This window comes from Mycobacterium sp. DL440, assembly GCF_011745145.1.
Classification (GTDB): Bacteria; Actinomycetota; Actinomycetes; order Mycobacteriales; family Mycobacteriaceae; genus Mycobacterium.
In genome coordinates, this window is the sequence record NZ_CP050191.1 from 3821931 (window position 1) to 3843509 (window position 21579).

The 21579-nt window shown below is 67.0% G+C and carries 23 protein-coding genes; 3 read left to right on the forward strand and 20 right to left on the reverse strand.

The window, feature by feature from the left end; genetic code table 11:
* Positions 1-102 precede the first annotated feature (102 nt).
* The 12 genes from HBE63_RS18555 to HBE63_RS18610 all read right to left on the reverse strand — a co-directional run bounded on the left by HBE63_RS18555 (position 103) and on the right by HBE63_RS18610 (position 12043).
* Positions 103-1827: a GAF domain-containing sensor histidine kinase gene (locus HBE63_RS18555; protein WP_166906050.1), complete on the reverse strand. Its 1725-nt coding sequence runs from the start codon at positions 1825-1827 to the stop codon at positions 103-105.
* A 116-nt stretch (positions 1828-1943) separates the two neighbouring features.
* Entirely contained in the window at positions 1944-2582 is a 639-nt protein-coding gene (gene devR / locus HBE63_RS18560; RefSeq protein ID WP_166906051.1) for a two-component system response regulator DevR, read from the reverse strand.
* 10 nt (positions 2583-2592) lie between these two features.
* Entirely contained in the window at positions 2593-3045 is a 453-nt protein-coding gene (locus HBE63_RS18565; protein WP_166906052.1) for a universal stress protein, read from the reverse strand.
* 19 nt (positions 3046-3064) lie between these two features.
* A complete protein-coding gene (locus HBE63_RS18570; RefSeq protein ID WP_166906053.1) occupies positions 3065-4048 on the reverse strand; it encodes an NAD(P)H nitroreductase in 984 nt (327 codons plus the stop codon).
* Positions 4049-4125: 77 nt separating this feature from the next.
* Positions 4126-5010, reverse strand: a complete 885-nt coding sequence (locus tag HBE63_RS18575; protein ID WP_166906054.1) for a polysaccharide deacetylase family protein — start codon at positions 5008-5010, stop codon at positions 4126-4128.
* A 79-nt stretch (positions 5011-5089) separates the two neighbouring features.
* Positions 5090-6403: a PhoH family protein gene (locus tag HBE63_RS18580; protein WP_166906055.1), complete on the reverse strand. Its 1314-nt coding sequence runs from the start codon at positions 6401-6403 to the stop codon at positions 5090-5092.
* A gap of 200 nt (positions 6404-6603) precedes the next feature.
* Complete coding sequence (locus HBE63_RS18585; protein WP_166906056.1) at positions 6604-7431, reverse strand: acyl-ACP desaturase; 828 nt, start codon at positions 7429-7431, stop codon at positions 6604-6606.
* Between the two features lie 76 nt (positions 7432-7507).
* Positions 7508-8971 (reverse strand): glycine hydroxymethyltransferase, encoded by a 1464-nt coding sequence (locus HBE63_RS18590; protein ID WP_166906057.1) that lies wholly within the window; start codon positions 8969-8971, stop codon positions 7508-7510.
* A 24-nt stretch (positions 8972-8995) separates the two neighbouring features.
* Positions 8996-9529: a hypothetical protein gene (locus HBE63_RS18595; RefSeq protein ID WP_166906058.1), complete on the reverse strand. Its 534-nt coding sequence runs from the start codon at positions 9527-9529 to the stop codon at positions 8996-8998.
* A 43-nt stretch (positions 9530-9572) separates the two neighbouring features.
* Positions 9573-9896: a hypothetical protein gene (locus tag HBE63_RS18600; RefSeq protein WP_166906059.1), complete on the reverse strand. Its 324-nt coding sequence runs from the start codon at positions 9894-9896 to the stop codon at positions 9573-9575.
* Positions 9897-10143: 247 nt separating this feature from the next.
* Positions 10144-10578: a hypothetical protein gene (locus tag HBE63_RS18605; protein WP_166906060.1), complete on the reverse strand. Its 435-nt coding sequence runs from the start codon at positions 10576-10578 to the stop codon at positions 10144-10146.
* Positions 10579-10798: 220 nt separating this feature from the next.
* Positions 10799-12043: a DUF885 domain-containing protein gene (locus HBE63_RS18610; RefSeq protein WP_166906061.1), complete on the reverse strand. Its 1245-nt coding sequence runs from the start codon at positions 12041-12043 to the stop codon at positions 10799-10801.
* A 30-nt stretch (positions 12044-12073) separates the two neighbouring features.
* Here HBE63_RS18610 and coaA point away from each other — a divergent pair, with 30 nt between their 5' ends.
* Positions 12074-13012 carry a type I pantothenate kinase gene (gene coaA / locus HBE63_RS18615; protein ID WP_166906062.1) on the forward strand — a complete coding sequence of 313 codons (939 nt, stop codon included), beginning with the start codon at positions 12074-12076 and terminating at the stop codon, positions 13010-13012.
* A gap of 73 nt (positions 13013-13085) precedes the next feature.
* Here coaA and HBE63_RS18620 read toward each other — a convergent pair whose 3' ends face one another.
* The 4 genes from HBE63_RS18620 to HBE63_RS18635 all read right to left on the reverse strand — a co-directional run bounded on the left by HBE63_RS18620 (position 13086) and on the right by HBE63_RS18635 (position 16372).
* On the reverse strand, positions 13086-13499 hold the full coding sequence (locus HBE63_RS18620) for a hypothetical protein (protein ID WP_166906063.1): 414 nt from the start codon (positions 13497-13499) through the stop codon (positions 13086-13088).
* 124 nt (positions 13500-13623) lie between these two features.
* Positions 13624-14049, reverse strand: a complete 426-nt coding sequence (locus tag HBE63_RS18625; RefSeq protein ID WP_166906064.1) for a hypothetical protein — start codon at positions 14047-14049, stop codon at positions 13624-13626.
* Positions 14050-14183: 134 nt separating this feature from the next.
* A complete protein-coding gene (locus HBE63_RS18630) occupies positions 14184-15557 on the reverse strand; it encodes a hypothetical protein (RefSeq protein WP_166906065.1) in 1374 nt (457 codons plus the stop codon).
* A 20-nt stretch (positions 15558-15577) separates the two neighbouring features.
* Entirely contained in the window at positions 15578-16372 is a 795-nt protein-coding gene (locus tag HBE63_RS18635) for a (2Z,6E)-farnesyl diphosphate synthase (protein ID WP_166906066.1), read from the reverse strand.
* 58 nt (positions 16373-16430) lie between these two features.
* Here HBE63_RS18635 and HBE63_RS18640 point away from each other — a divergent pair, with 58 nt between their 5' ends.
* On the forward strand, positions 16431-17174 hold the full coding sequence (locus HBE63_RS18640; protein ID WP_166906067.1) for a hemolysin III family protein: 744 nt from the start codon (positions 16431-16433) through the stop codon (positions 17172-17174).
* Positions 17175-17265: 91 nt separating this feature from the next.
* On the opposite strand, the gene HBE63_RS18645 is transcribed toward HBE63_RS18640, so the two are convergent.
* The 4 genes from HBE63_RS18645 to mca are packed head-to-tail and all read right to left on the reverse strand — an operon-like array spanning position 17266 to position 20827.
* Entirely contained in the window at positions 17266-17640 is a 375-nt protein-coding gene (locus HBE63_RS18645; protein WP_166906068.1) for a nuclear transport factor 2 family protein, read from the reverse strand.
* A gap of 10 nt (positions 17641-17650) precedes the next feature.
* Positions 17651-19669 (reverse strand): thioredoxin domain-containing protein, encoded by a 2019-nt coding sequence (locus HBE63_RS18650; RefSeq protein WP_166906069.1) that lies wholly within the window; start codon positions 19667-19669, stop codon positions 17651-17653.
* Positions 19650-19964 carry a hypothetical protein gene (locus tag HBE63_RS18655; protein ID WP_166906070.1) on the reverse strand — a complete coding sequence of 105 codons (315 nt, stop codon included), beginning with the start codon at positions 19962-19964 and terminating at the stop codon, positions 19650-19652. Before HBE63_RS18655 ends, HBE63_RS18650 begins: the two co-directional genes overlap by 20 nt.
* Positions 19961-20827, reverse strand: coding sequence for a mycothiol conjugate amidase Mca (gene mca, locus HBE63_RS18660; protein ID WP_166906071.1), 867 nt, complete (start codon positions 20825-20827; stop codon positions 19961-19963). Before mca ends, HBE63_RS18655 begins: the two co-directional genes overlap by 4 nt.
* A gap of 111 nt (positions 20828-20938) precedes the next feature.
* Between mca and HBE63_RS18665 the strand changes: the two genes are divergently transcribed.
* Complete coding sequence (locus HBE63_RS18665) at positions 20939-21361, forward strand: DUF4307 domain-containing protein (RefSeq protein ID WP_166906072.1); 423 nt, start codon at positions 20939-20941, stop codon at positions 21359-21361.
* The last annotated feature ends 218 nt before the right edge of the window (positions 21362-21579 follow it).

The following is a 21579-nucleotide window of genomic DNA, read 5'->3' on the forward strand; positions in this document are numbered from 1 at the left end:
CTTCTCTGCGCGAGCAGACGCAAATGTCCCCGCACGCCCGGCGTGTCGGGGACATTTGCTGGGGGCCCCTCCCGCTCGCGGGGGACTGGTCGGCGGAAGCAGCTAGTCCGGAAGCGGTGCGGCCCAACGCAACACGGTCCCGCCGTCGGGCCGGTCGGTGATGGTGAACTCACCGCCCGCGCGCAACGCCCGGGCCCGCAGATTACTCAGCCCGCTCTCGGTGACCTCGGCGGCGATCCCGCAGCCGTTGTCGGACACCTCGATGGACAGGTCGTCGGCCACCTCCACGAGCACGGCGAGTTCGCTTGCCCCCGAATGACGTACCGCATTGCTGATCGCCTCACGCAGCACCGCCTCGGCATGGTCGGCCAGGGTCGCATCGACCACCGACAGCGGGCCGACGAACCGGGTGCTGATGTGTATCGGCGCGTCGCCGAACTGCGCGATCACCTCATCGAGGCGCTGCCGCAGCCGCGTCGTGCCGGCCTGGGCACCGTGCAGATCGAAGATCGCGGTGCGTATCTCCTGGATCACCGCCTGTAGATCGTCCACGGTGTCGGTGAGCCGCTGCTGCACCTCGGGGGAATGTGCCCGCGGAATCGTGCCCTGCAGCGACAGTCCGACCGCGAACAGGCGTTGGATCACGTGGTCGTGCAGGTCCCGGGCGATGCGGTCGCGATCGGCCAGGATCTCCAGTTCGCGCACGCTGCGCTGGGAGCTGGCCAGTTGCCAGGCCACCGCGGCCTGGTCGGCGAACGCCGCGGCCATGTCGAGTTGCTCGGCGGTGAAGTTCTGGGCGCCGTCGGCGCGCACGGCCACCATGACGCCGGCGACGGTATCGGTCGCACGCAGGGGCAGCACCAGAGCCGGGCCACCTGCGCCGCCCAGCTCGAGGCGGTCGAGCCGGTGCGGTGTGCCGTCATGGAACGCCGCGCCCACTGCGCCCTCTGCTGAATGCGGACCCACCGGAAGCGACTCGATCATGGTCGAACGGCCTGCTGTGGCGGCCACGACGAGGGTGTCGGCCTCACCGGCGGGAACGTCGCTGCTGGGCACAGCTACCACGATGCGGTCGGCCCCGGTCAGTTTGAGCGCCTCATCGGCCACCATCCGGAACACCCTGGCCGGATCGGTGCCGCCGAGCAGCTCGGTGCCGATGTCGCGGGTGGCGGCGATCCAAGCTTGCCGGTCGCGGGACAGTTGATAGAGCCGGGCGTTCTCCACCGCCACTCCCGCGGCCGCCGCCAGGGCCTCCACGAGTACCTCGTCGTCCTCGCTGAACGGCTGCCCGTTGGTCTTGTCGGTCAGGTAGAGGTTGCCGAACACCTCGTCGCGGATGCGCACCGGGACGCCGAGAAAGGTCCGCATCGGCGGATGGTTCGGCGGGAACCCGACCGACGCCGGGTGCAGACGGATGTCGTTGAGCCGGATCGGTTTCGGATCGTCGATGAGCACGCCGAGCACACCACGCCCCTCGGGCAGATGCCCGATCACGGCCCGGGTGGCATCGTCGATGCCCTGATAGACGAACTCGGTCAGCTCATGGCCCTCGCCGCGCACACCCAGGGCGCCATAGCGGGCGTCGACCAACTCGATCGCGGTCCGCACGATGGTGCTCAGCGTGACCTCGAGGTCCAGGCCCGAGGTCACTGCGAGCATGGCCTCCACCAGGCCGTCGATCCGGTCGCGGCCGGTGATGATCTGCTCGACACGGTCCTGGACCTCGGTGAGCAGTTCGCGCAGCCGCAGCTGCGAGAGAGTGTCCCGCAACGGCGGAGTTCGTTGTCCATCGTCGGGCTGTGCACCGTGACCAGTCACGTCCACCATGCTGGCACTACCGGCTGCAGCGCACCAAGTTCGTCCAGGGTGTCACCGCGCGGTGGGTTCGGGTCCGAACCGGAACCGGCGAAAGCCCTGTCAGTTGAGGACCAAAGACTCTGGTTCTACTGACGGTGACGGTCCAGCGTGGAGGCGAAGACCGCGGCCTGCGTGCGACGTTCCATGCCCAGCTTGGCCAACAACCGCGACACGTAGTTCTTGACGGTCTTCTCGGCGAGGAACATCCGGGCCGCGATCTGCCGGTTGGTCAGCCCCTCCCCCAACAGATCGAGCAGCACCCGCTCCTGCTGGGTCAGCCCGGCCAACGGGTCGGACCGCTCGGCATCGCCGCGCAGTTTCGCCATCAACGCCGTGGCGGCGCGATTGTCCAGTAACGACTTCCCGGCCCCGACATCCTTGATCGCCTGGGCCAGTTCCATCCCCTTGATGTCCTTGACCACGTAGCCGCTCGCGCCGGCCAGGATGGCATCGAGCATCGCCTCGTCGGAGGTGAACGACGTCAGCATCAGGCAGCGCAGATCGGGCATGCGCGACAACAGTTCCCGGCACAGTTCGATGCCGTTGCCGTCGGGCAGCCGGACATCGAGCACCGCGACGTCCGGCTTCAGGGCCGGCACCCGGGCCAGCGCCTGGGCCACCGAATCGGCCTCGCCGATCACGTCCAGCTCCGGGTCGGCGCTGAGCAGGTCGATCAGCCCACGGCGAACCACCTCGTGGTCATCGACCAGAAAGACCCTGATCATCCCCCGAGTCTCACAACCGGTGGCGCCGATCGCAAGTGAGCACGGCGCAACCCGAGGAAGCCAACGCGGTTTGCAATTCGGGCGAATCGGTGTGGTCGGCACCGAGCACGAGCATCTGGGCCGCCCCCGGGTGTGCCGTCAGGTATTCCGCAGCGCTGCCGTAGCCGTCGATGCTCTGCACATGGAGGTCCGGAGAGCGTTTCAGTGCACGGGCCAGCCGGCGCTCCAGCTGCGCGGTCGACAACCGGTCACGCTCGGCGACAGCAGTCGCGTCGTACATCTCGCGATGCCGCGCTCCCCAGGTGGTCACCACCCGCAGCGGCGCGCCACGTCTCACGGCCTCCTCGATCGCGGTGTGCAGCGCGTCGTCGCTGGCGGCGCGGCCGTCGGCTTCGACCACGACGGCCGCACCAGCGGCGGTAGCTGTGGCGGCGGGGGCTGGGGCGAGCAGGGTGTCGGTCATGGTCATCTCCTAGTCGAGATCAGGCGTCGAAGGTCAAGAAGGTCTCAACAGCGCGACGCGGTGTCGGCGGTGGTGTGTCGGTGAGCGTCGGGGCGATGCCAATCCGGACCAGCAACTGCGGGCAGGCATCACGGCCGATCAGGGAACCGATGAGGTCGCGGCTGGCGTGCAACTCGGTCACGTGGCTCACCGGGCAGGTACTCAGACCCGACAGCGTGCATTCCAGCAGCAGCACCGAGAGTGCCTCGCCCGCATCGAGAGCGTCGGCCCGGCTGTACCCGTCCGTGGACAGCACCACCAGCGTGGCCGAATCGTCACCGACGGTGGACCGCCGATCGCCGTGCGCGGTGACCGGGAAGGTGCGCGCCACCGCGACGCGCTCACTTTCCGCGGCCGATACCAGAGAGCTCTGGGGAATACCGTCTTCTGTCGCGAACGGCGTTGTCCACCAAGAGAGTTCAGCGTGATAACCGGAATCGTAGAGCCGCAGCGACTCCGTCAGCGCAGCGGCCTCGGCCACGTCGGCGCGCATCTCCTCGGCCAACACGTCGAGGTGTACCGGACCTTCGCCCAGCCGCGCCCGCAGCAGCACCTCGAAGGCGTCCCAGTCCGCATAAGCGGACATGGGCAGCCGGTCGGTGCGCCGGGCCAGGATCGCGTCGGCCCGCCGGCGGTGGGCATCGGTCACGTAGTCCATCGGCGAGAACTGCAACGTCGCCAGATGATCGAGGTCGTTCGGATTCGGGAAGCGGTCGACGCTGGTCGCCCACCCGGCTGCGGCCATCGCGACCCGCAGATGGTCCAGCAGCACCCCGCAGCTGACGACCGCCTCCCGCGACGATCGATCGGTCACGGTCACCACGCGATTCGGGTCCAGGTGCAGGTGAACTCCGCTGCCGTCGGCCACCAGCCGCCACGGTTGGGTGTTGTGCAGCGAAGGTGCACGCGATGCCAGCTGCACCGCACGGGTGAGAGTCGCAGAATCGAACATCGTCTCGGGCATGCTTCAAGCCTCGTCGTGCCCGGGCCCGCCGGTTAGAGTCTTTGGTCCTCAACCCGACGCGATGTGGGTCTCAGTTTTCAGGCCCCGTTGTTGGGGCCACCCGAATTCGCTCCGGGGATGTCGGTGATCGGGAAGTTCGGCATCGGCGGGGGCGACGGTGTCGCGGGCAGCGAGGGAATCTCCTCCGGCGGGATGTCCTTGAGCGCCTCGGCCGGCGGCACGGGCGGGCCGTTGTCCCGGCTGCCGTAACTGGTCCCCGGCTCACGCTCACCGAGCATGTGGCTGACGGTCACCAAGTGGTAGCCATTGGCCTTGAGGACGGGGATGAACTGCTGCACCAGGTCCACGGTGGAGGAGTAGGCGTCATGAAAAAGTACGACATTGTTGGGCCTGATCTGCGTCATCAGCATGTAGCGGGTCGCAGCGGTGTTGGAGTCATTTGCCCAGTCGAACGGGATGACGTCCCAGTTGATGTCGGCCAACCCCTGCTTGCGGGCCTCGGCGAGCACCTGGTCGTTGATCAAACCGCCCGCTGTGCGTACCAGCTTCGGCCGTTGGCCCGTCGCGGCTTCGATGGCGTCACTGGCCCGGCTGAACTGCGCCGGGATCTGCTCGGGCGGGATGGCCGTCATGTTGGGGTGTTCCCAGGTGTGGCTGCCGAGCTCCATCCCGGCGTCGACCACCCGCTTGGCGCCCTCAGGATTGGCGGCGACCTTGTTGCCGATCTCGAAGAACGTCGCCTTGGCGTCGTTGTCCTTGAGGATCTGCAGCAGCCGGTCGGTGTATGGGCTCGGCCCGTCGTCGAAGGTCAGTGCGATGCACCTCTCCGTCGCGCAGTCCACCTCGTCGGGATCGTCACGACGGATGTGCCCGGTGAGCGTCCCCACCACCAGGACCACGACGGCGGCGGTCACGCCGACTACGGTCCACCGCCATGCCTGACTGTTGGGGAGCCTCGCCACCCCGGCAGCCTACCGGGCCTTCGATTTGGGTGCGTTTGGCGGCGGTGAGCGCCGCCAAACGCACCCAAATCACTCCGACTCAGGGCAGGGCGCCGGGGCTGAATTCCTCCAGCATCTCGGTGACGAGCGCGGCGATCGGCGAGCGTTCGCTGCGCTGCAACGTGATGTGGGCGAACAGTGGATGCCCCTTGAGCTTCTCGATCACCGCCGCGACGCCGTCGTGGCGGCCCACCCGCAGGTTGTCCCGTTGGGCCACATCATGAGTGAGCACCACCCGCGAGCCCGCGCCCAGCCGCGACAGCACAGTCAGCAGCACATTGCGCTCCAGCGACTGCGCCTCGTCGACGATGACGAACGAGTCGTGCAGAGAACGGCCCCGAATGTGGGTCAGCGGAAGCACTTCCAGCATTCCGCGGGACAGCACCTCTTCCAGCACCGCCGGGCTCGCCAACCCTTCGAGGGTGTCGAAGACGGCCTGGGCCCAGGGGCCCATCTTCTCGCTCTCGCTGCCCGGCAGGTAGCCGAGCTCCTGGCCGCCGACGGCATACAACGGGCGGAACACCACGACCTTGCGCTGGGTTCGGCGTTCGAGCACGGCTTCCAGGCCCGCACACAGAGCGAGCGCGGATTTGCCGGTGCCGGCCTTGCCGCCGAGCGAGACGATGCCGACAGACTCGTCGAGCAGCAGATCTAGGGCGACGCGCTGTTCGGCTGACCTTCCCCGGAGGCCGAACACTTCGCGATCACCACGCACCAACTGCACCCGCTTCTCGGCGTTGACCCGGCCGAGCGCCGAAGAGCTGCCGCCGAGCAACCGAATCCCGGTGTGGCAGGGCAGATCCCGAGCGCCTTCGACATCGATCTCGCCGTCGGCGAACAGGGTGTCGATTTCCTCGGCTGCCACGTCCAACTCGGCCATGCCGGTCCAGCCGGACACCACGACATCCTGTGCGTGGTATTCATCGGCAGCGAGGCCGACCGCACCGGCTTTGACCCGCAGCGGAATGTCCTTGCTCACCAACGTAACTCGCTTACCCTCTGCGGCGAGGTTGGCCGCGCACGCCAGGATCCTGGTGTCGTTGGTTTCGGTCCGGAAACCTGTGGGCAGTACCGAGGGGTCGATGTGATTCAACTCGACCTGTAGCGTTCCGCCTTCTGCCCCAACAGGAATCGGCTGATCCAGCCGTCCATGCTCAAGTCGCAGATCATCGAACATCCGCAACGCCTGCCGAGCGAACCAGCCCAGCTCGTGGTGATGCCGTTTGGCCTCGAGCTCGCTGATCACGACCAGCGGGACCACCACTTCATGCTCGGCGAACCGGCTGCATGCCCAAGGATCGGACAGCAACACGGAGGTGTCGAGCACATAGGTACGGACAGCCTTATCAGTCACGTGGCGCTCCTAGAACCCGCGCGGCCCCACACGAGTTGCTCGGTGGACACTGCGGCACCAGGACCGGAGCCGGTCCTCTCGTCAACCAACCGATCGGTACCGTCCGGACAGCAGAGCATGTCGCTAGCCATCGGATTCGACGCTACTCCCGCCTCGGCGGGGTTGCTGGCTGGCGCGCCGCGTGTAGGGCGCCCGGCGCGTTACGTGTTGATGAACTCCTGGAGCGCGGCTTCATCGGCCAGCCCCCAGGCGGTGATCCGGTCGGAGATGACCTTCGCCAGGGCGGCCTTGTCGAAGATCCCGGCCTCGGCCACCACGGCGACCTTGTCCTGGTAGGCGTCGATGTCCGCGCCGATCACATCGAACTCACGGGCTCGGGCGGCAATAGCCGCCACGGTCTCGTCGCGATGGGTGCTCAGCACGTGCGACACCAGGTTGGCGAAGAACAGCTCGTGGCGCTCCTCATCGAGGACGATGCGGTCGACCATCGAGCCCAGCACCGGCTCGGCGATCTGCGCCCGCAGGTTGCGGGTGAACACCGCGTGCGCGCGCTCGAAGAACGCCATGAATACCAGCGTCTCGATCTGGCTGTAGCTGTCGGCGCGGTAACCCTTCATCACGTGCTCGACGCGGACGTCCTCGTTTGCCGTCGGGTCGATCTCACGCGTGACGACGAGGTAGTTGCGCAGCGCGACGGCGTGCAGGTGCTCTTCGGCGGTCCAGCGGCCCAGAAACCGGCCCCACTTTTCCTCGAGGATGAAATGCTCGACGAGCTCGCGGTGATATCCGGACAGGTTGTCCTTGGTGATCAGCAAGATCTCCAGGGCATCGGTGACGGTCTTGGGCAACGTCACCTGCGAGGGATCCCAGTCCTGGCCACCGAGGAAGGCGAAGTTTTCGCCCTGGTCGAACGGCACGTAATCGTGCGCGTACCAGAGATCCTCGGTATCCAGGTGGCGACGCAGCTCGGCCTCGACAACGGGCTCAAGCTCCAAGGTCAGCGCATTAGCGACAGGTTTCTGTGCCATGAGGTAACTGTAACCCGGGTTTACAGGTTTCTGAAACTCAGGTCACTGTGATGTCGGCGGCCCGGCTCAGCCCGGATCAGAGGGTCAGGCCCGGGTACAGCGGGTTGGCGTCGAGCAGCTCGGCCGAGGCCGCGTGGACGCGCTCGGCGGTGCCGTCGGCCAGCTTGTACTTGGCTTTAGAAGTCCCCTCGGGCTGCGTGTTGGACAGCACGTCGACGATCAGCTCGGCGACACGGTCGAAGTCGTCGGCGCCGAATCCGCGGCTCGTGAGCGCCGGCGTCCCCAACCGGATGCCACTGGTGTACCAGGCCCCGTTCGGGTCGGCCGGGATCGCGTTGCGGTTGGTGACGACGCCGGCGTCCAGCAGCGCGGACTCGGCCTGGCGGCCGGTCAGCCCGAACGAACGCACGTCGAGCAGCACCAGGTGGTTGTCGGTACCACCGGTGATCAGGCCCGCGTCCCGCTTGACGAACCCGTCGGCCAGGGCCTGGGCGTTGTCGGCGACCGCCTGGGCGTAGGTCTGGAACGCCGGCTGGCGCGCCTCGGCCAGCGCGACGGCCTTGGCTGCCATGACATGGCTCAGCGGCCCGCCCAGCACCATCGGGCAGCCCTTGTCCACGGCCGGGGCGAATTCCTCGGTGGCCAGCACCATGCCGCCGCGCGGGCCGCGCAGGGACTTGTGCGTGGTGGTCGTGGTGACGTGGGCGTGCGGCACCGGGTTCTCGTCACCGGTGAACACCTTGCCCGCCACCAGGCCGGCGAAGTGCGCCATGTCGACCATCAGGGTCGCGCCCACCTCGTCGGCGATCTCGCGCATCTTGGCGAAGTTCACGCGGCGCGGGTAGGCCGAGTAACCGGCGACCAGCACCAACGGTTTGAACTCGCGGGCCGCGGCGGCCACGGCGTCGTAGTCCAGGAAACCCGTCTCCGGGTTGGTCCCGTAGCTGTGCTGGTGGAACATCTTGCCCGAGATGTTGGGCCGGAAGCCGTGCGTCAGGTGCCCACCGGCGTCCAGGGACATGCCGAGCAGACGCTGGTTGCCCAACTTGTGGCGCAGGGTCTCCCAGTCCGCCTCGGACAGGTCGTTGACGTGTTTGGCGCCGAGTTCGGCCAGGCCGGGTGCCTCCACCTTGGTCGCCAGGATGGCCCAGTAGGCAACGAGATTGGCGTCGATGCCGGAGTGCGGCTGCACGTAGGCGTAGGGGGCGCCGAACAGTTCGCGGGCATGCTCGGCGGCCAGCGCCTCGACGGTGTCGACGTTCTGGCAGCCCGCGTAGAAGCGGTGCCCGACGGTGCCCTCGGCGTACTTGTCGGAGAACCAGGTGCCCATGGTGAGCAGCACAGCCGGGGAGGCGTAATTCTCGCTGGCGATCAGCTTGAGCGAATCACGTTGATCGGCAAGCTCTTTGCGGGTGGCTGCCGCGATCCGGGGCTCGACGGATTCGATGACCTGCAACGCAGCCTGGTATGCGGCACTTGAGGTGTCGGCGTAATCAGCGCCGGAAGCCGCGGGCAAGGTGGAGGACGGGTCTGCTGCCATGGCTTTTAGCCTAGTCGGAGCGGGTCAGGTCGACGGTCCCGGGCCGGGTTGGCCCGGCGGGTATCCGGGGTACGGATAGGTCGGCGGGTATCCGGGGTGCAGATATTGCTGCTGAACTGGCGGCGGGACGGCACGGGCCCGGGTGAGCTTGGTGAGCAACACGAACCACGCGGCGACCCCGACGATCACCGATCCGGCCCACAGCAGGTTGCTGAAGGTTTCCATGCGCGGCCCGTCGCCGATCACCTTCATCAGGATCGACGGGAATGCGCCGGGGCTGTCTCCGCCGTCGACACAGGCGAGCCCGAACACGAACATCGCCGACCACAAGATGACCTGCGCCCAGGCCTGCCCGGAGGTGAGCTCTCCGCCCGGCAACTTGCGCATCATCCTGCTCGTCGCCACCAGGCAAAGCGCCAGCCACGGCGCGGCGAGGACGCCGAACACCACCATCCAGCCGAGCTGGACGAACAGTCCCCGACCGATCACCATCCAGACCAACAAGATCAAGTTGAGCGGCATGGCCAGCGCGGGGATATACGGCCGGAGTTCGGACACCCTCCGAGCCTAAGCCCGCAATGCCGACGGGATCAGCGGTAGATCACTTGGTGTGGTTCCACGCGCCGCCGGCCTTGCCGTTGGCAAAACCGCCGCCCGGCCAGCCCTTGCTCCAGTCATGACCGGCCCAGGCACCGCCCGGCCAGCCCTTGCTCCAGTCATGGCCGGCCCACGCGCCGCCGGGCCACGGACTCACGAGGGGAGGAGGCGTTGGCGGGTCCACCGTTTCGCCGTTCAAGACGACGACGGGATCGGCATTGGCGACAGCCGTGGGTCCGACGAATCCAGCCAGCCCCAGCGAGCCCGCTGCCACGACCACGCCGGCCATCAGCTTGATCCGGTTCGATTTCGCACTTGTTGCAGCCATGTCGACTCCCTTGCTGCCGCCCGGTTTCGTCGCACGATGCTCAGCAAATATTTTACCCTTCGGCAACGAGGCCGAACAAGCCGTCGGGCGATGGGAGACCATCGCCCGCAGCCGCACCGATCAAGGTCAGTATTTGCACTTTCAACAGTACTTTTCAGGAATTGATCGACGGCCCGCGTCAACACTCAGCACGCGCGAGCACTGAACGCCAGGAGATCTCTTCAGCAAAACCCTGATTTCGCGGTTGTCAGCGGTGATTCCAGGCGCCGCCGGCCTTGCCGTGGATGGCAGCGCCGCCACCCTTGCCGCTGGCGAAACCGCCACCCTTGCCGTTGGCGAAACCGCCGCCGGGGTATCCCTTGCTCCAATCGTGGCCGGCCCACGCACCGCCGGGCCACGGGCTGACGAGGGGCGGGATCTCGACACCAGAGCCACCAGAGGCGGCGGCGTCGGCAATGCCCGAGATGACGGATGTCACGGGATCGCTACCAACCTTGGTGAAAGGGCCTTTGTTGCCCCCAGGACGGACCGGCGCCACCGGATCGCTACCGACCTTCGTGACGGGTCCTGCATTGGCCACCGCGCCAGAGCCGAGGATTCCGGCGAGCGCCATCGCACCGGTCGCCACGATCACGCCGGCCAGGCGCTTGATCTTGTTCGGTCTTTCCGTTGTTGGAGCCATGCTCATTCCCTTTGCCCGACCCGGTACGGTCACCGGGCCTACGGCAACTATGTTACCGATCGGTAACTAATTGATTCAAGCACTTGAGGCAGAGGTCATACCGGCGAGAAAACACAACATAGAACACCAGCGGGCTACTAAAGGCACGTCATGGTAGCGGCGTCGAAAACGGGTTGAGAAATTTGCTACCAGGCTCGGAGGGGCCGGTCGTCCGGCCGGTTCAGATACTCCGCAGGGTCGACGGGATCAGCGGCTCATCGAGCAGCCGACCGAAACGCTGGGTCAGCGTCACTCCGTCGGGCCGGTCGTCCAGCCACCCCCGCAGCAACCGGTACCCCTCGATGTAGGTGCTCGTGTAGGCCCGCCACAGCGGCGACGACAGGAACCGCAGCATCTGCCGGGCCCGTACGTCGTCGACCAGAAGCCACCGTTTGAGGAACTCCACCACCTCATCGACGTCGCGATGCTCGTCGTGCAGCATCAGCGCGGCGTCCTGGCGCACGTCGGCCAGCCCGGCCACCGCCGCCGAGATCACCTCGGCACGCTCCCCGTCGAACCGAAGTCCCACGTCGGCGTAGATGTCGGCAGCCCACGTGCCCCAACCGGGCCCGACGATGGCGTACAACGCCAGGTCGGCGAGGCCCTCGGCCATCAGGCATTGCGGGGTGTTGACGAGGAAGATCGTCTGTTCCAGCTGGTTGTCGCGGGCAACCAGGCCGGCCTCCTTGCGGCAGTGCTCGGTGTGATGACCGGGATAGGACTCGTGGGCCACCAGCCGGGGCAGATTGGCCATCTGCTGTTTGAGGTCGGCGTTGATCGCGACGGTGGACTTGTAGTCACCCAGGTAGTAGTTGAATCCCGACCACGGTTTGTCGGTGACCACCTCGTACGTGATGGTCTCGGTCTCCGGCAGCGGGTACGCGGCGCGGACCTTGTCGCGTAGGGCCGAGGAGAAGGCGTGCATGCACTCCTCCAGCCGGGCCGGTGGGATCTCGTCCCCGGTGCGGTGCGCCTGAATCCGCTCGGCCAGTGACCCGGCTCCTCCCAGTGCCTCATCGAGTTTGGCGTGGGCCTGCCGGTATTTCTCCGGATCGCCCTTGCTGATCCGAACATCGAAATAGGCCTGTACCTCGTCGACGAATCCGACCTGCTCACCGGCGAACTTGCGGCCCGCGCAGTTGAGTGCCCTCAGGTGTGCGGCAAGGTATTCCGCGCGGTCGCGGTCGAGGTCGTCTGGGATCTGGGCCAGCAGCCGATCCGCTTGCCGAGCAAGGTCGGCCGGGTCGGGCGCGGACTCGTTCTGCACCGCACGGCGTAGCTTCGGGTCACCGGTGAAGGAGTCGACGTAACCGTCCTCGACGCGGTCGAAGCGCAGGCCGAGGAGCAGGTATTCACGAATGAGAGTGGCCGCGTCCGTCACTGTGCCGGTTCCGGAGCCCGTCTGTTTCTCGATCCCGTTAGCCATGCCCCCAACCGTAGATGTAAGACTGATCGGATGCCGCGGCCGAGCGAGCCGAGCCCCTATGTGGAGTTCGACCGAAGTCAATGGCGTGCACTGCGCATGTCGACCCCGCTGAAACTCACCGAGGACGAGCTGCTGCGCCTGCGGGGTATGGGCGAGAAACTCGACATCCTCGAGGTCGAAGAGGTTTATCTGCCCCTGGCCCGGTTGATCCACCTTCAGGTGGCCGCCCGCCAGCGTTTGTTCGCCGTGACTTCGGAGTTCCTCGGTGAGCCGCAGCAGAATCCGGACCGGCCGGTGCCGTTCGTCATCGGCGTCGCGGGCAGCGTGGCGGTCGGGAAATCGACCACCGCCCGTGTGCTGCAGGCCCTGCTGGCCCGCTGGGGTCACCATCCCCGGGTGGATCTGGTGACCACCGACGGGTTCCTCTACCCCAACAAGGAGCTCAACCGCCGGAACCTCATGCACCGCAAGGGGTTCCCGGAGAGCTACGACCGGCGCGGGTTGATGCGGTTCGTCACCGCGGTGAAATCGGGTGCCGACGAGGTCTGCGCGCCGGTCTATTCACACCTGCTCTACGACATCGTCCCGGGCGAGAAACAGATTGTGCGCCATCCGGACATCCTGATCCTGGAAGGGCTCAACGTCCTGCAGACCGGACCGGCGCTGATGGTCTCGGACCTGTTCGACTTCTCGGTGTACGTCGACGCCCGCATCGAAGACATCGAGGGGTGGTACATCTCGCGGTTCCTGACGATGCGCTCGACGGCTTTCGCCGATCCGGCGTCGCACTTCCACCACTACTCGACCCTGACCGATGAGCAGGCTGTGTTCGCGGCACGTGACATCTGGCATTCGATCAACCGGCCCAACCTGATCGAGAACATCCTGCCGACCCGCCCACGCGCCACCCTGGTGCTGCGTAAAGACGCCGACCACGCCATCAACCGGCTGCGGTTGCGCAAGCTCTGACTAGACGAAAGGCCAGTTATCACACGCTTTTCCGCAATTCGCGTGCGACAACTGGCCACTCAGCGAAGCCTCGTCAGGCCGGGATGCGCTTGACCCCGACGTACTGCCACTCGGCCATCGCCAGCGTGTAGATGCCGGTGGCGATGACGACCACGACGCCCGCGGTGGTGAGTGCCATGGTGAAGACAGCTACCAGGGCGATCACCGTGCACGCCGCGTTGGCGATCACGGTGCCGATGCCGGCGGGACGCACCCGCTCGATGCCGGCGAGAGCGAACACCGCGATGCCGTAGACGACCGAGAAGACGCCGACGCCGTATTCGACGGATTTCGGTAGCCCGGTGAGATCGGCGAACCACCCGGCCGCGGCCAGCAGTGCGATCCCGCTGATGCCGACGAGGACTGCGTCCAGCCGCATGGCCAGGCGCAGCAGCGAATCGATTCCCTTCGTGGTGCCTGCGGATCCGGTGGCGGTGATGGCGGTCATGATTCTCCTTCTTCTTCGGATGGTGTTCTCGTGTCGTGCATTCACTTTTCAGCGGTGGAGCACGGTGCGGGGATACGCGCCGTAACCTCTTCCGGCGGCACCCCGCACCGGCTCTCCGACGGAGTCACGCCAGACGGCGCACCCCGCGGTATTGCAGCCAGGCCAGTACTGCGGTGGCACTGACGAATCCGAGCACCAACTCGGTCCCGGTCCCGGTCAACGCCAACCAGCCGGTCCCGATCGCGACGACCGTGGTGATCGCGAAGGCCAGGTTGCCGGCGAGGACGCCGATGCCCACGCGCCGGACCCGCGTCACCGCGGCCAGGCCGTACAGCAACGCGCCGTAGCCGACGAGCGCGGCACCCACGACCCACCCGGCTGTGGCCGACAAGCCCGCGATGCGGGACAGCTGATCGGCGACCATGGACACCAGCAGGCCGACGGCGGCGCACACCGTGGCATCGGCGCGCAAAGCGAATCGCAGCAGGGAATCTTCAGACGCCGCGCCGGTGGTGGAGTCGGCCAATGGTTGGTGCAGGGTTGCGGTCATGTCGGGCTCCTCGGGACGAGGGTGTCGATTGGTGGAACACCTCCGACCCTGCCCAGCGGGCGCTGCCAGATCGACGCCAAACACTGCCAAGCACTGCCAAGCCCTGGTCAGGGGCATTTTTCGGCGGCGCGAACCTATCGGCCGGCGGTGCCGACTGCCGGCGCCAGATCGCCGCGCAGGTCCGCGGCGATCACCCGCGCCGCTGCGTTCTGCCAGTTGTGCAGTGACCGCTGCGGCACCTCGGTGACGAACCACTGCCAGGCTTGGCGTGCCACCGGGTCCAGCCCGGCCGCGGTGGCGTTCTGCGCGTAGGCGCGGACCCCGACGACGTACGGGAAGTACAGCGAGTTGTAGTGGCGCCACTGCTCGGTGGTACCGAAGTCGCCGCTGTCGCGGGGCTTGAGCGCGGCAATGCGGTCGGCCAGCAACGCCTTGAGTTCGTTGGCCCGTTCCAGCGGCTGATCGGGCGCCCCGCGCTGGGTGAGCCGGGCGTCGATGGCGGGCAACGAGGTCAGCGGGCTGGCGACCAGCTTGGACAGATCGCCGTAGTGGCCGAGGGCGCGGCGGGTGAGTCGGGTGAAGGCGTCGTCGTCGATGCCACCCAGGGGGTGATCCGATCGCAGCGGCAGTGCGGCCTCGGTCTGGCGCAGCGCTTCACGATCGGCGCGCAGGTCCGGGGATCGGGCGAAGGCCAGCCGATCGAACAACCCGGCCAGCGGATCGGCCAGCACTTCCACCGCGACGGCGACCGCCAGGCTGGTGAACAACAGGATCGTCATGACGGTGCGGCCGGTCCCGGCGTCGAGCACATACATGCCGATCAGGGCCTGGGCAGCGAACGGAACCGCGATCACCAGCGTGCCGATGACCGAGCGGCGCATGTCCGCGCGCAACGCCTGGCCTTCGTCGAACGCATCCCAGATCGCGACCGCTACGCCGAGCAGCGCGACGTCGAATCCGGTGGAGGCCAGGGCCAGCCAACTGGGCACCAACCCGAGCGGGATCACCAGGATCGCATTGCCCAGTGCGAAGAACAGCGTCGCGACGATGATGAAGCCCACCACGGAGCCGGGTTTGGCGCCGCCGAGCACCGCCTTGACCATGGCGCCCAGCGAGGAGAGCGAGATCACCGCGAACATCACCCAGTGACCCGTCCGCAACGGCCCGTCGACGCTGCCCGCGAGCCCCGCCCCGGCGAAGGCCAGGATCGCGACGGCGAAGATCGCCGCGATCTCACCCGCGCGGGACCGGAAGGTGTCGGCCGGGCGGGCAAGTTCGACCATCACCGCGAACCAGGCGATACCCGGCACCGCGACGAGATAGATCTCGATGCGGCTGAGCACTTCGGAGCCGGTCACCAGCCGGACCGCGTCGAGCGCGACCACGAGCGCGAAACTGGTCAGCCCGATCGCCGCAAGGGCGAGTACGGGCTTACGCGGGTCGCGGGCGAGAAGGTAGAGCCCCAGCCACCAGCTGAGGGTGAAAACCACCGCCGACAGCGCAGCCATAGCTTCAGTTTGGCACGCGCCTACTTCCCGTAGCGACGATGCCGGGCCGTGTAATCGCGCAGTGCGCGCAGGAAGTCGACGCGACGGAATGCCGGCCAGTACGCCTCGGTGAACCACATCTCCGAATATGCGCTCTGCCACAACAGGAATCCGCTGAGCCGTTGCTCACCCGAGGTACGGATGACAAGGTCCGGATCGGGTTGGCCTGAGGTGTAGAGGTTCTCCGAGATCCCGTCGACGGTGACCGCCTCGACGAGTTGTTCGGCGGTGGCTCCGTTGGCCAGTTCCTTCGACAACAGCGAGCGCACGGCGTCGACGATCTCCTGACGTCCGCCGTAGGCGACGGCGACGTTCACGTGGAACGAGCCGGGCGGGGTCGATGCCGTACTCGCTACAGCCTCGCGCAGCCGGCGGGCCGGCTCCTCCCCCAACAACTCCAGGTCACCGACGGTGCGCACGGTCCAGGTGTTCGACGGGGCGCAGATCTCCTCGACCACGTCGGTGATGATCTCGAGCAGGGCGGACAGCTCTTCGGGATCGCGCTGCAGGTTCTCGGTCGAGAGCAGGTAGACCGTCGTCATCTCGATGCCCGCGGCCTGACACCAGCGCAGCATCTCGGCGATCTTGGCGGCACCCATCCGGTAGCCGATGCTGACATCGTCGTAACCTGCGTCACGCGCCCAGCGGCGGTTCCCGTCGCACAGCACCGCGATATGGCGGGGCAGTTCGGATCTGGCCTGCGACAGTTCCTGACGCAACCGCATTTCGTAGAGCCGATAGGCCGGTTCCTTGAGCCGCGGGGGAATGATGTCCACGAGAATCCAGACTACTGTGAGCGTCGGGGTACACCCCATGATTGTCAATGGAGGTGACATGACCGCGCCGACGGGCAGCACCAAGCCCTACCGCTCAGCGGCCGGACTGAGCCGGCCCGCAGAAGATCTGCCCGAGGCGGTCGCCGAAGGCGTCGCCCAGTTCCTGGGAAGGCCACGGGCACGCGGATGGATCCACGTGTACTCGGCCATTGTCGCTTTCATCGCCGGGGCCGCTCTGGTGTCGGTGTCGTGGTCGCTGGAGTCCACCCGGGCCGGGCTGGCCACCCTGCTCTACACGTTCACGATCGTGGCCATGTTCGCCGTCAGCGGGACCTACCACCGAGTGACGTGGAAGTCGCCCGGCGCCCGCAAATGGATGAAGCGGCTCGACCACTCGATGATCTTCATCTTCATCGCGGGCAGCTACACCCCGTTCGCACTGCTGGCCCTGCCCGAATCCAAAGGCATGGTGCTGTTCTGGATCGTCTGGGGCGGGGCGATCGCCGGTGTGCTGCTCAAGATGTTCTGGCCGTCAGCACCACGCTGGCTCGGTGTCCCGCTCTACATCCTGCTGGGCTGGGTGGCGGCCTGGTTCATCGGGCCGATCATGCACGGGGCCGGGGTCGCCGCGGTGGTGTTGTTGATCGTCGGCGGCGCGCTCTACAGCATCGGCGGCGTGCTCTACGCGCTCAAATGGCCCAACCCGTGGCCTACCACGTTCGGCCATCACGAGTTCTTCCACGCCTGCACGGCGGTGGCGGCGATCTGCCACTACATCGCCATGTGGTTCGCCGTCTTCTGATCCCCCCTCGGCACCGCGACCGTGCGTGTCTGCCGGTCCACACACCGCATTTCGCCGACAGGTTGCGCACGCTCGCGCTCGATGAGCCCGGTTACAGCTGGGTGATGTCGGCCGCGGACCAGTAGGCCTTCATCGTGGTGATCTGCCCGTCGGCGTCGAAGGTCATGACCTCCATGGGCTCGATGCGCATCGCGCCACCGACGACGATCGCGAACAGGAACGCCGCCTCGTGGCCGCCGGGGCGGAACTTCAGCAACTCGGTCGTGATCTCGGCTCCTGCAGCGGTCAGGTTCTTGTAGAAGCCCTCAATCGCCTGGCGCCCGATGTGGACCTCCCCGCTGCCCACCGGATCCTCCAACGTCGCGTCGTCGGCATACAGCGCGGCGACCTCGGCAGCCGACCCGCCCGCAACGGTGTCGAGATAGCGCTTGACGAAGGACTCCAGGGCTGCGGCATCGTGGCTCATGGCCGCGAGGCTACACGGCGCCACTTCTGCCGTGTGGCGGTTGGCCACCCAGCGAGACGGCGAGATCCCCGACCGTCGTGACCGGCAGATCGCATACCGCCCCGCGGCACACGTAGGCGGCATCGGCGCCGTCCACCCGGTCGCGTCCCCGAAGCAACGGCGAGGAGTCTGCGGCTTCTGGGGCACCACCGATCACCAGCGCCCCGCCGGGTGCCAACCGGCGTGCGGCACCCAACAGCGGCGACGACGGATCGCCGGCCACCGCGATCTGGATCGGCCCGCGCACCTGCGCCTCAGCCACTGCCAGCCAGTGCCCGCCGGAGCGGGCCGCGCGGGCCAGGATCGGTGTGGCCGACGACAAAGTCGTCTGTGCCGCATCCACATAGCGCTGCGAGCCGGTCAGGTAACCCGCCGCCTGCAGGGCCTCGGCGACCAGCGAAGCACCCGACGGCGTCGCACCGTCGATCGGGTCCGCGGGACGCACCATCAGCTGCTCGGCGTCGTCGGCGGTGTCGAACCAACGGCCCGGCTGATCGGGATCGGCAAAATGTTCGAGCGCGATATCCAACAGGCCAACCGCCTCGTCCAGCCCGAACCCGGTGAGCTGGTACAGCGTCAGCAATGCGGTGGCCAATGCCGCGTGATCCTCCAGAATCGCCGCGCTCTCCCCGACCCTGCCGCCCAGGCCGGCCCGGCGCAGCCGGCCGTCCACCATGTGCAGGTCCAGTAGTTCCCGTGCGCATTCGACTGCCGCAGAGAGCAATTCGAGACGATCGAGGGCCACGGAGGCTTCGGCCAGCGCCGTGATGGCCAGGCCGTTCCAGGCGGTCACCACCTTGTCGTCGCGGGCCGGTTGGGGCCGCAGGGCGCGGGCCGCCGACAGCGCCGCACGCACCGACTCGAAGCGCGCATCGTCGTCGGGGTCGCGGTGCAGTTGCAGCACCGATGCACCATGCTCGAACGTGCCGCGCTCGGTCACCCCGAAAAGTGAAGCAGCCCAGGCCCCATCGTCCTCACCCAATACGGAGCGCAATTCGGCCGGCGTCCACACGTAGGTCAGTCCTTCGTGCCCACCGGCGTCGGCGTCCAGCGACGAGGTGAACATGCCACCCGCACCCAGATCCGACATGATGAATCCGGCCGTCTCCGCAGTCACCCTGCGCGCCAACGGATCCCCGGTGCGCCGCGCCAGGTGGGCATAGGCCCGCAACAGCAGCGCGTTGTCGTAGAGCATCTTCTCGAAGTGCGGCACCACCCAGTGCGGGTCGACGCTGTAACGGGCGAATCCCCCGGCCAACTGGTCGTAGATGCCGCCACGGGCCATCGCGGCACACGTACGCTCGACGGCCCCCAACGCCGCAACCGAACCCGTGCGTTCGTGGTGGCGCAGCAGCCCTTCCAACAACGCCGAGGGCGGGAATTTGGGCGCACCGCCAAAGCCGCCGTGCGCCACATCTTCGTCGTTCAGCACGGCGGCCACTGCGTGATTGCACAACTCGGGCCCCACCGGCGCCCCGCCGCCGGGCAGCCCGGCTGACATCGAGCGCAGTTCGTTGGCGATCTGACCGGAGGCGCGCTCGACCTCGTCGCGCCGGTCCCGCCAGGTTTCGGCGACCGCGTCCAACAGTTGCAGGAAGCCGAGCTTCGGGTAATAGGTCCCGCAGAAGAACGGCCGGCCGGCCGGGGTCAGGAAGCAGGTCATGGGCCAGCCGCCCTGCCCGGTGAGCGCGACGGTGGCGTTCATGTAGACCGCGTCCAGATCGGGACGCTCTTCGCGGTCGACCTTGATACAGACGAATCCGTCGTTGAGCACCGCGGCCACGTCGGCATCTTCGAACGATTCATGCGCCATCACATGGCACCAATGGCAGGCCGCATATCCGATGGACAGCAGGATGGGGACGTCCCGGGAGGCGGCTTCAGCGAGCGCCTCGGGCGTCCATTCTCGCCAGTGCACCGGGTTGTCGGCGTGCTGGCGCAGGTACGGGCTGGTGGACCCGCCGAGTGTGTTACCCGCTACCGGGCTCACGGGGCGGACCTTGATGGTCATCGGGGGCGCTGTTCACCGCGCCTTTGCCAGGTTCGGCGCCGGTGTCGTCGGCGGTGCCTTCGTCGGCAGCCTGGTCGGGCTCGGGGTGTTCCCGGTCGAAGGACTCGGGCAGCTTGCGCAGGTGGCGGTTCATCGACCACACCAGCGCGAAGGTGCCGATCAGCAGCGCCACCGTGACCAGCAGGCCGAGCGGGGTCGCCTTACCGAACTCCGGCCCGGTATTTCGTGGCTCGTCGGCGAGCAGTGTGATCACTGCGGTCAAAGTGTCGATCATTTCTCAATCCCGGTGAACAGGTCGTCTTCCGGCAGGTTCACCGGCACGCGCGACCGCGCCAACTCGAACTCCTCAGTCGGCCAGAGCCGTTGCTGCCATTCGATCGGCGCATGGAAGAAATCGCCTTTCGGGTCGATCTGGGTCGCATGTGCGCGCAGCGCATCGTCGCGCTGACTGAAGTACTCCGAGCATTCAACACGGGTGGTGACCCGGTTGGCGAACGGGTCGTGGTCCGGGTCCCAGTGCTCCAGCCATTTGCCGAAGGGGCCCTGCCGGCCGTTCCTGGCGAACTCGTCCTGCAGCAGTTGCATGCGTTCACGCAGGAAGCCGTGGTTGTAATACAGCTTCGACACGTTCCATGGTGTCCCGGCCTCGGGGTACAGCCGGTAGTCGGCGGCCGCCTCGTAGGCCGCCACCGAAACCTCGTGGCAGCGGATGTGGTCGGGGTGGGGGTAGCCACCGTTCTCGTCATAGGTGGTCAGCACGTGCGGCTGGAACTCCCGGATCACCCGGACCAGGCGGCTGACCGGCTCGGCGAGCGGCACACACCCGAAACAGCCGTCCGGCAGCGGGGGCATCGGATCGCCTTCGGGCAGGCCCGAGTCGACGAATCCCAGCCAGTGATGCTCGACGCCGAGGATCTCGGCGGCCTTGGCCATCTCGTCACGGCGCACCTCGGTGATCCGGCCGTGCACCTCGGGGAGGTCCATCGCCGGATTGAGTATGTCTCCGCGCTCGCCGCCGGTGAGCGTCACGACCATGACGCGCACACCTTCGGCCGCATAGCGCGCGGTGGTTGCCGCACCCTTGCTGGACTCGTCGTCCGGGTGGGCATGCACCGCCATCAACCGCAGTTCACTCATTTCGCTTTCATCTAACTACGGAGCCCTCTTACGTAATCCCTGTACCCAAACCTTCAACCCGCTCCCTGGGCTGCGGTGACGGATTTGTCTGGCCCTATAGTTCCAGTTCTGATGATCGAACGCCCCGCCGCCCGCTACGGATCCCGCCAATTGTCCCGACGGACCCGGCGAAGGATCACGTTTGCACTGGTCGGCCTGGTGGTGGTGGCAGGTGTGATCCTCGCAGTCGTGGCCTTCCAGCGGTTGGGCACCGGCGAGGTGAAAGGCGAGCTCTCGGCGTACGAACTGGTCGACAACCAGACGGTGTCGGTGACGATCGGGGTGACCCGTCCGGACCCTTCGAGGCCGGTGGTGTGCATCGTTCGGGCCCGTTCGATCGACGGGAGCGAAACTGGGCGCCGCGAAATCCTGGTGAGTCCCTCCGATCAGCGGGTGGTGCAGGTGACCGCCGAAGTGAAATCCAGCCGTCCTCCCGTGATGGGCGATGTCTACGGTTGCGGGACGGATGTGCCGTCCTACCTGGTAGCGCCCTGAATTTGACGCTCGCAACAAACGACGAACAGCCATTACGTGAAGATTCGTTGGCCGCTCGGTGGTACGATTGTGCGATACACGGTTCCTCGCTGGGGCCGTGTATTGCTGCATTAGCACTCAGGTAGGTGCTTATGTCCGCGGCAATACACGCGCCTGCCCCTCAGTCTGGAAACGACGGACTTCGCACGCGAAGAAGGCGTGAGAGCGCCGCAAGAGCA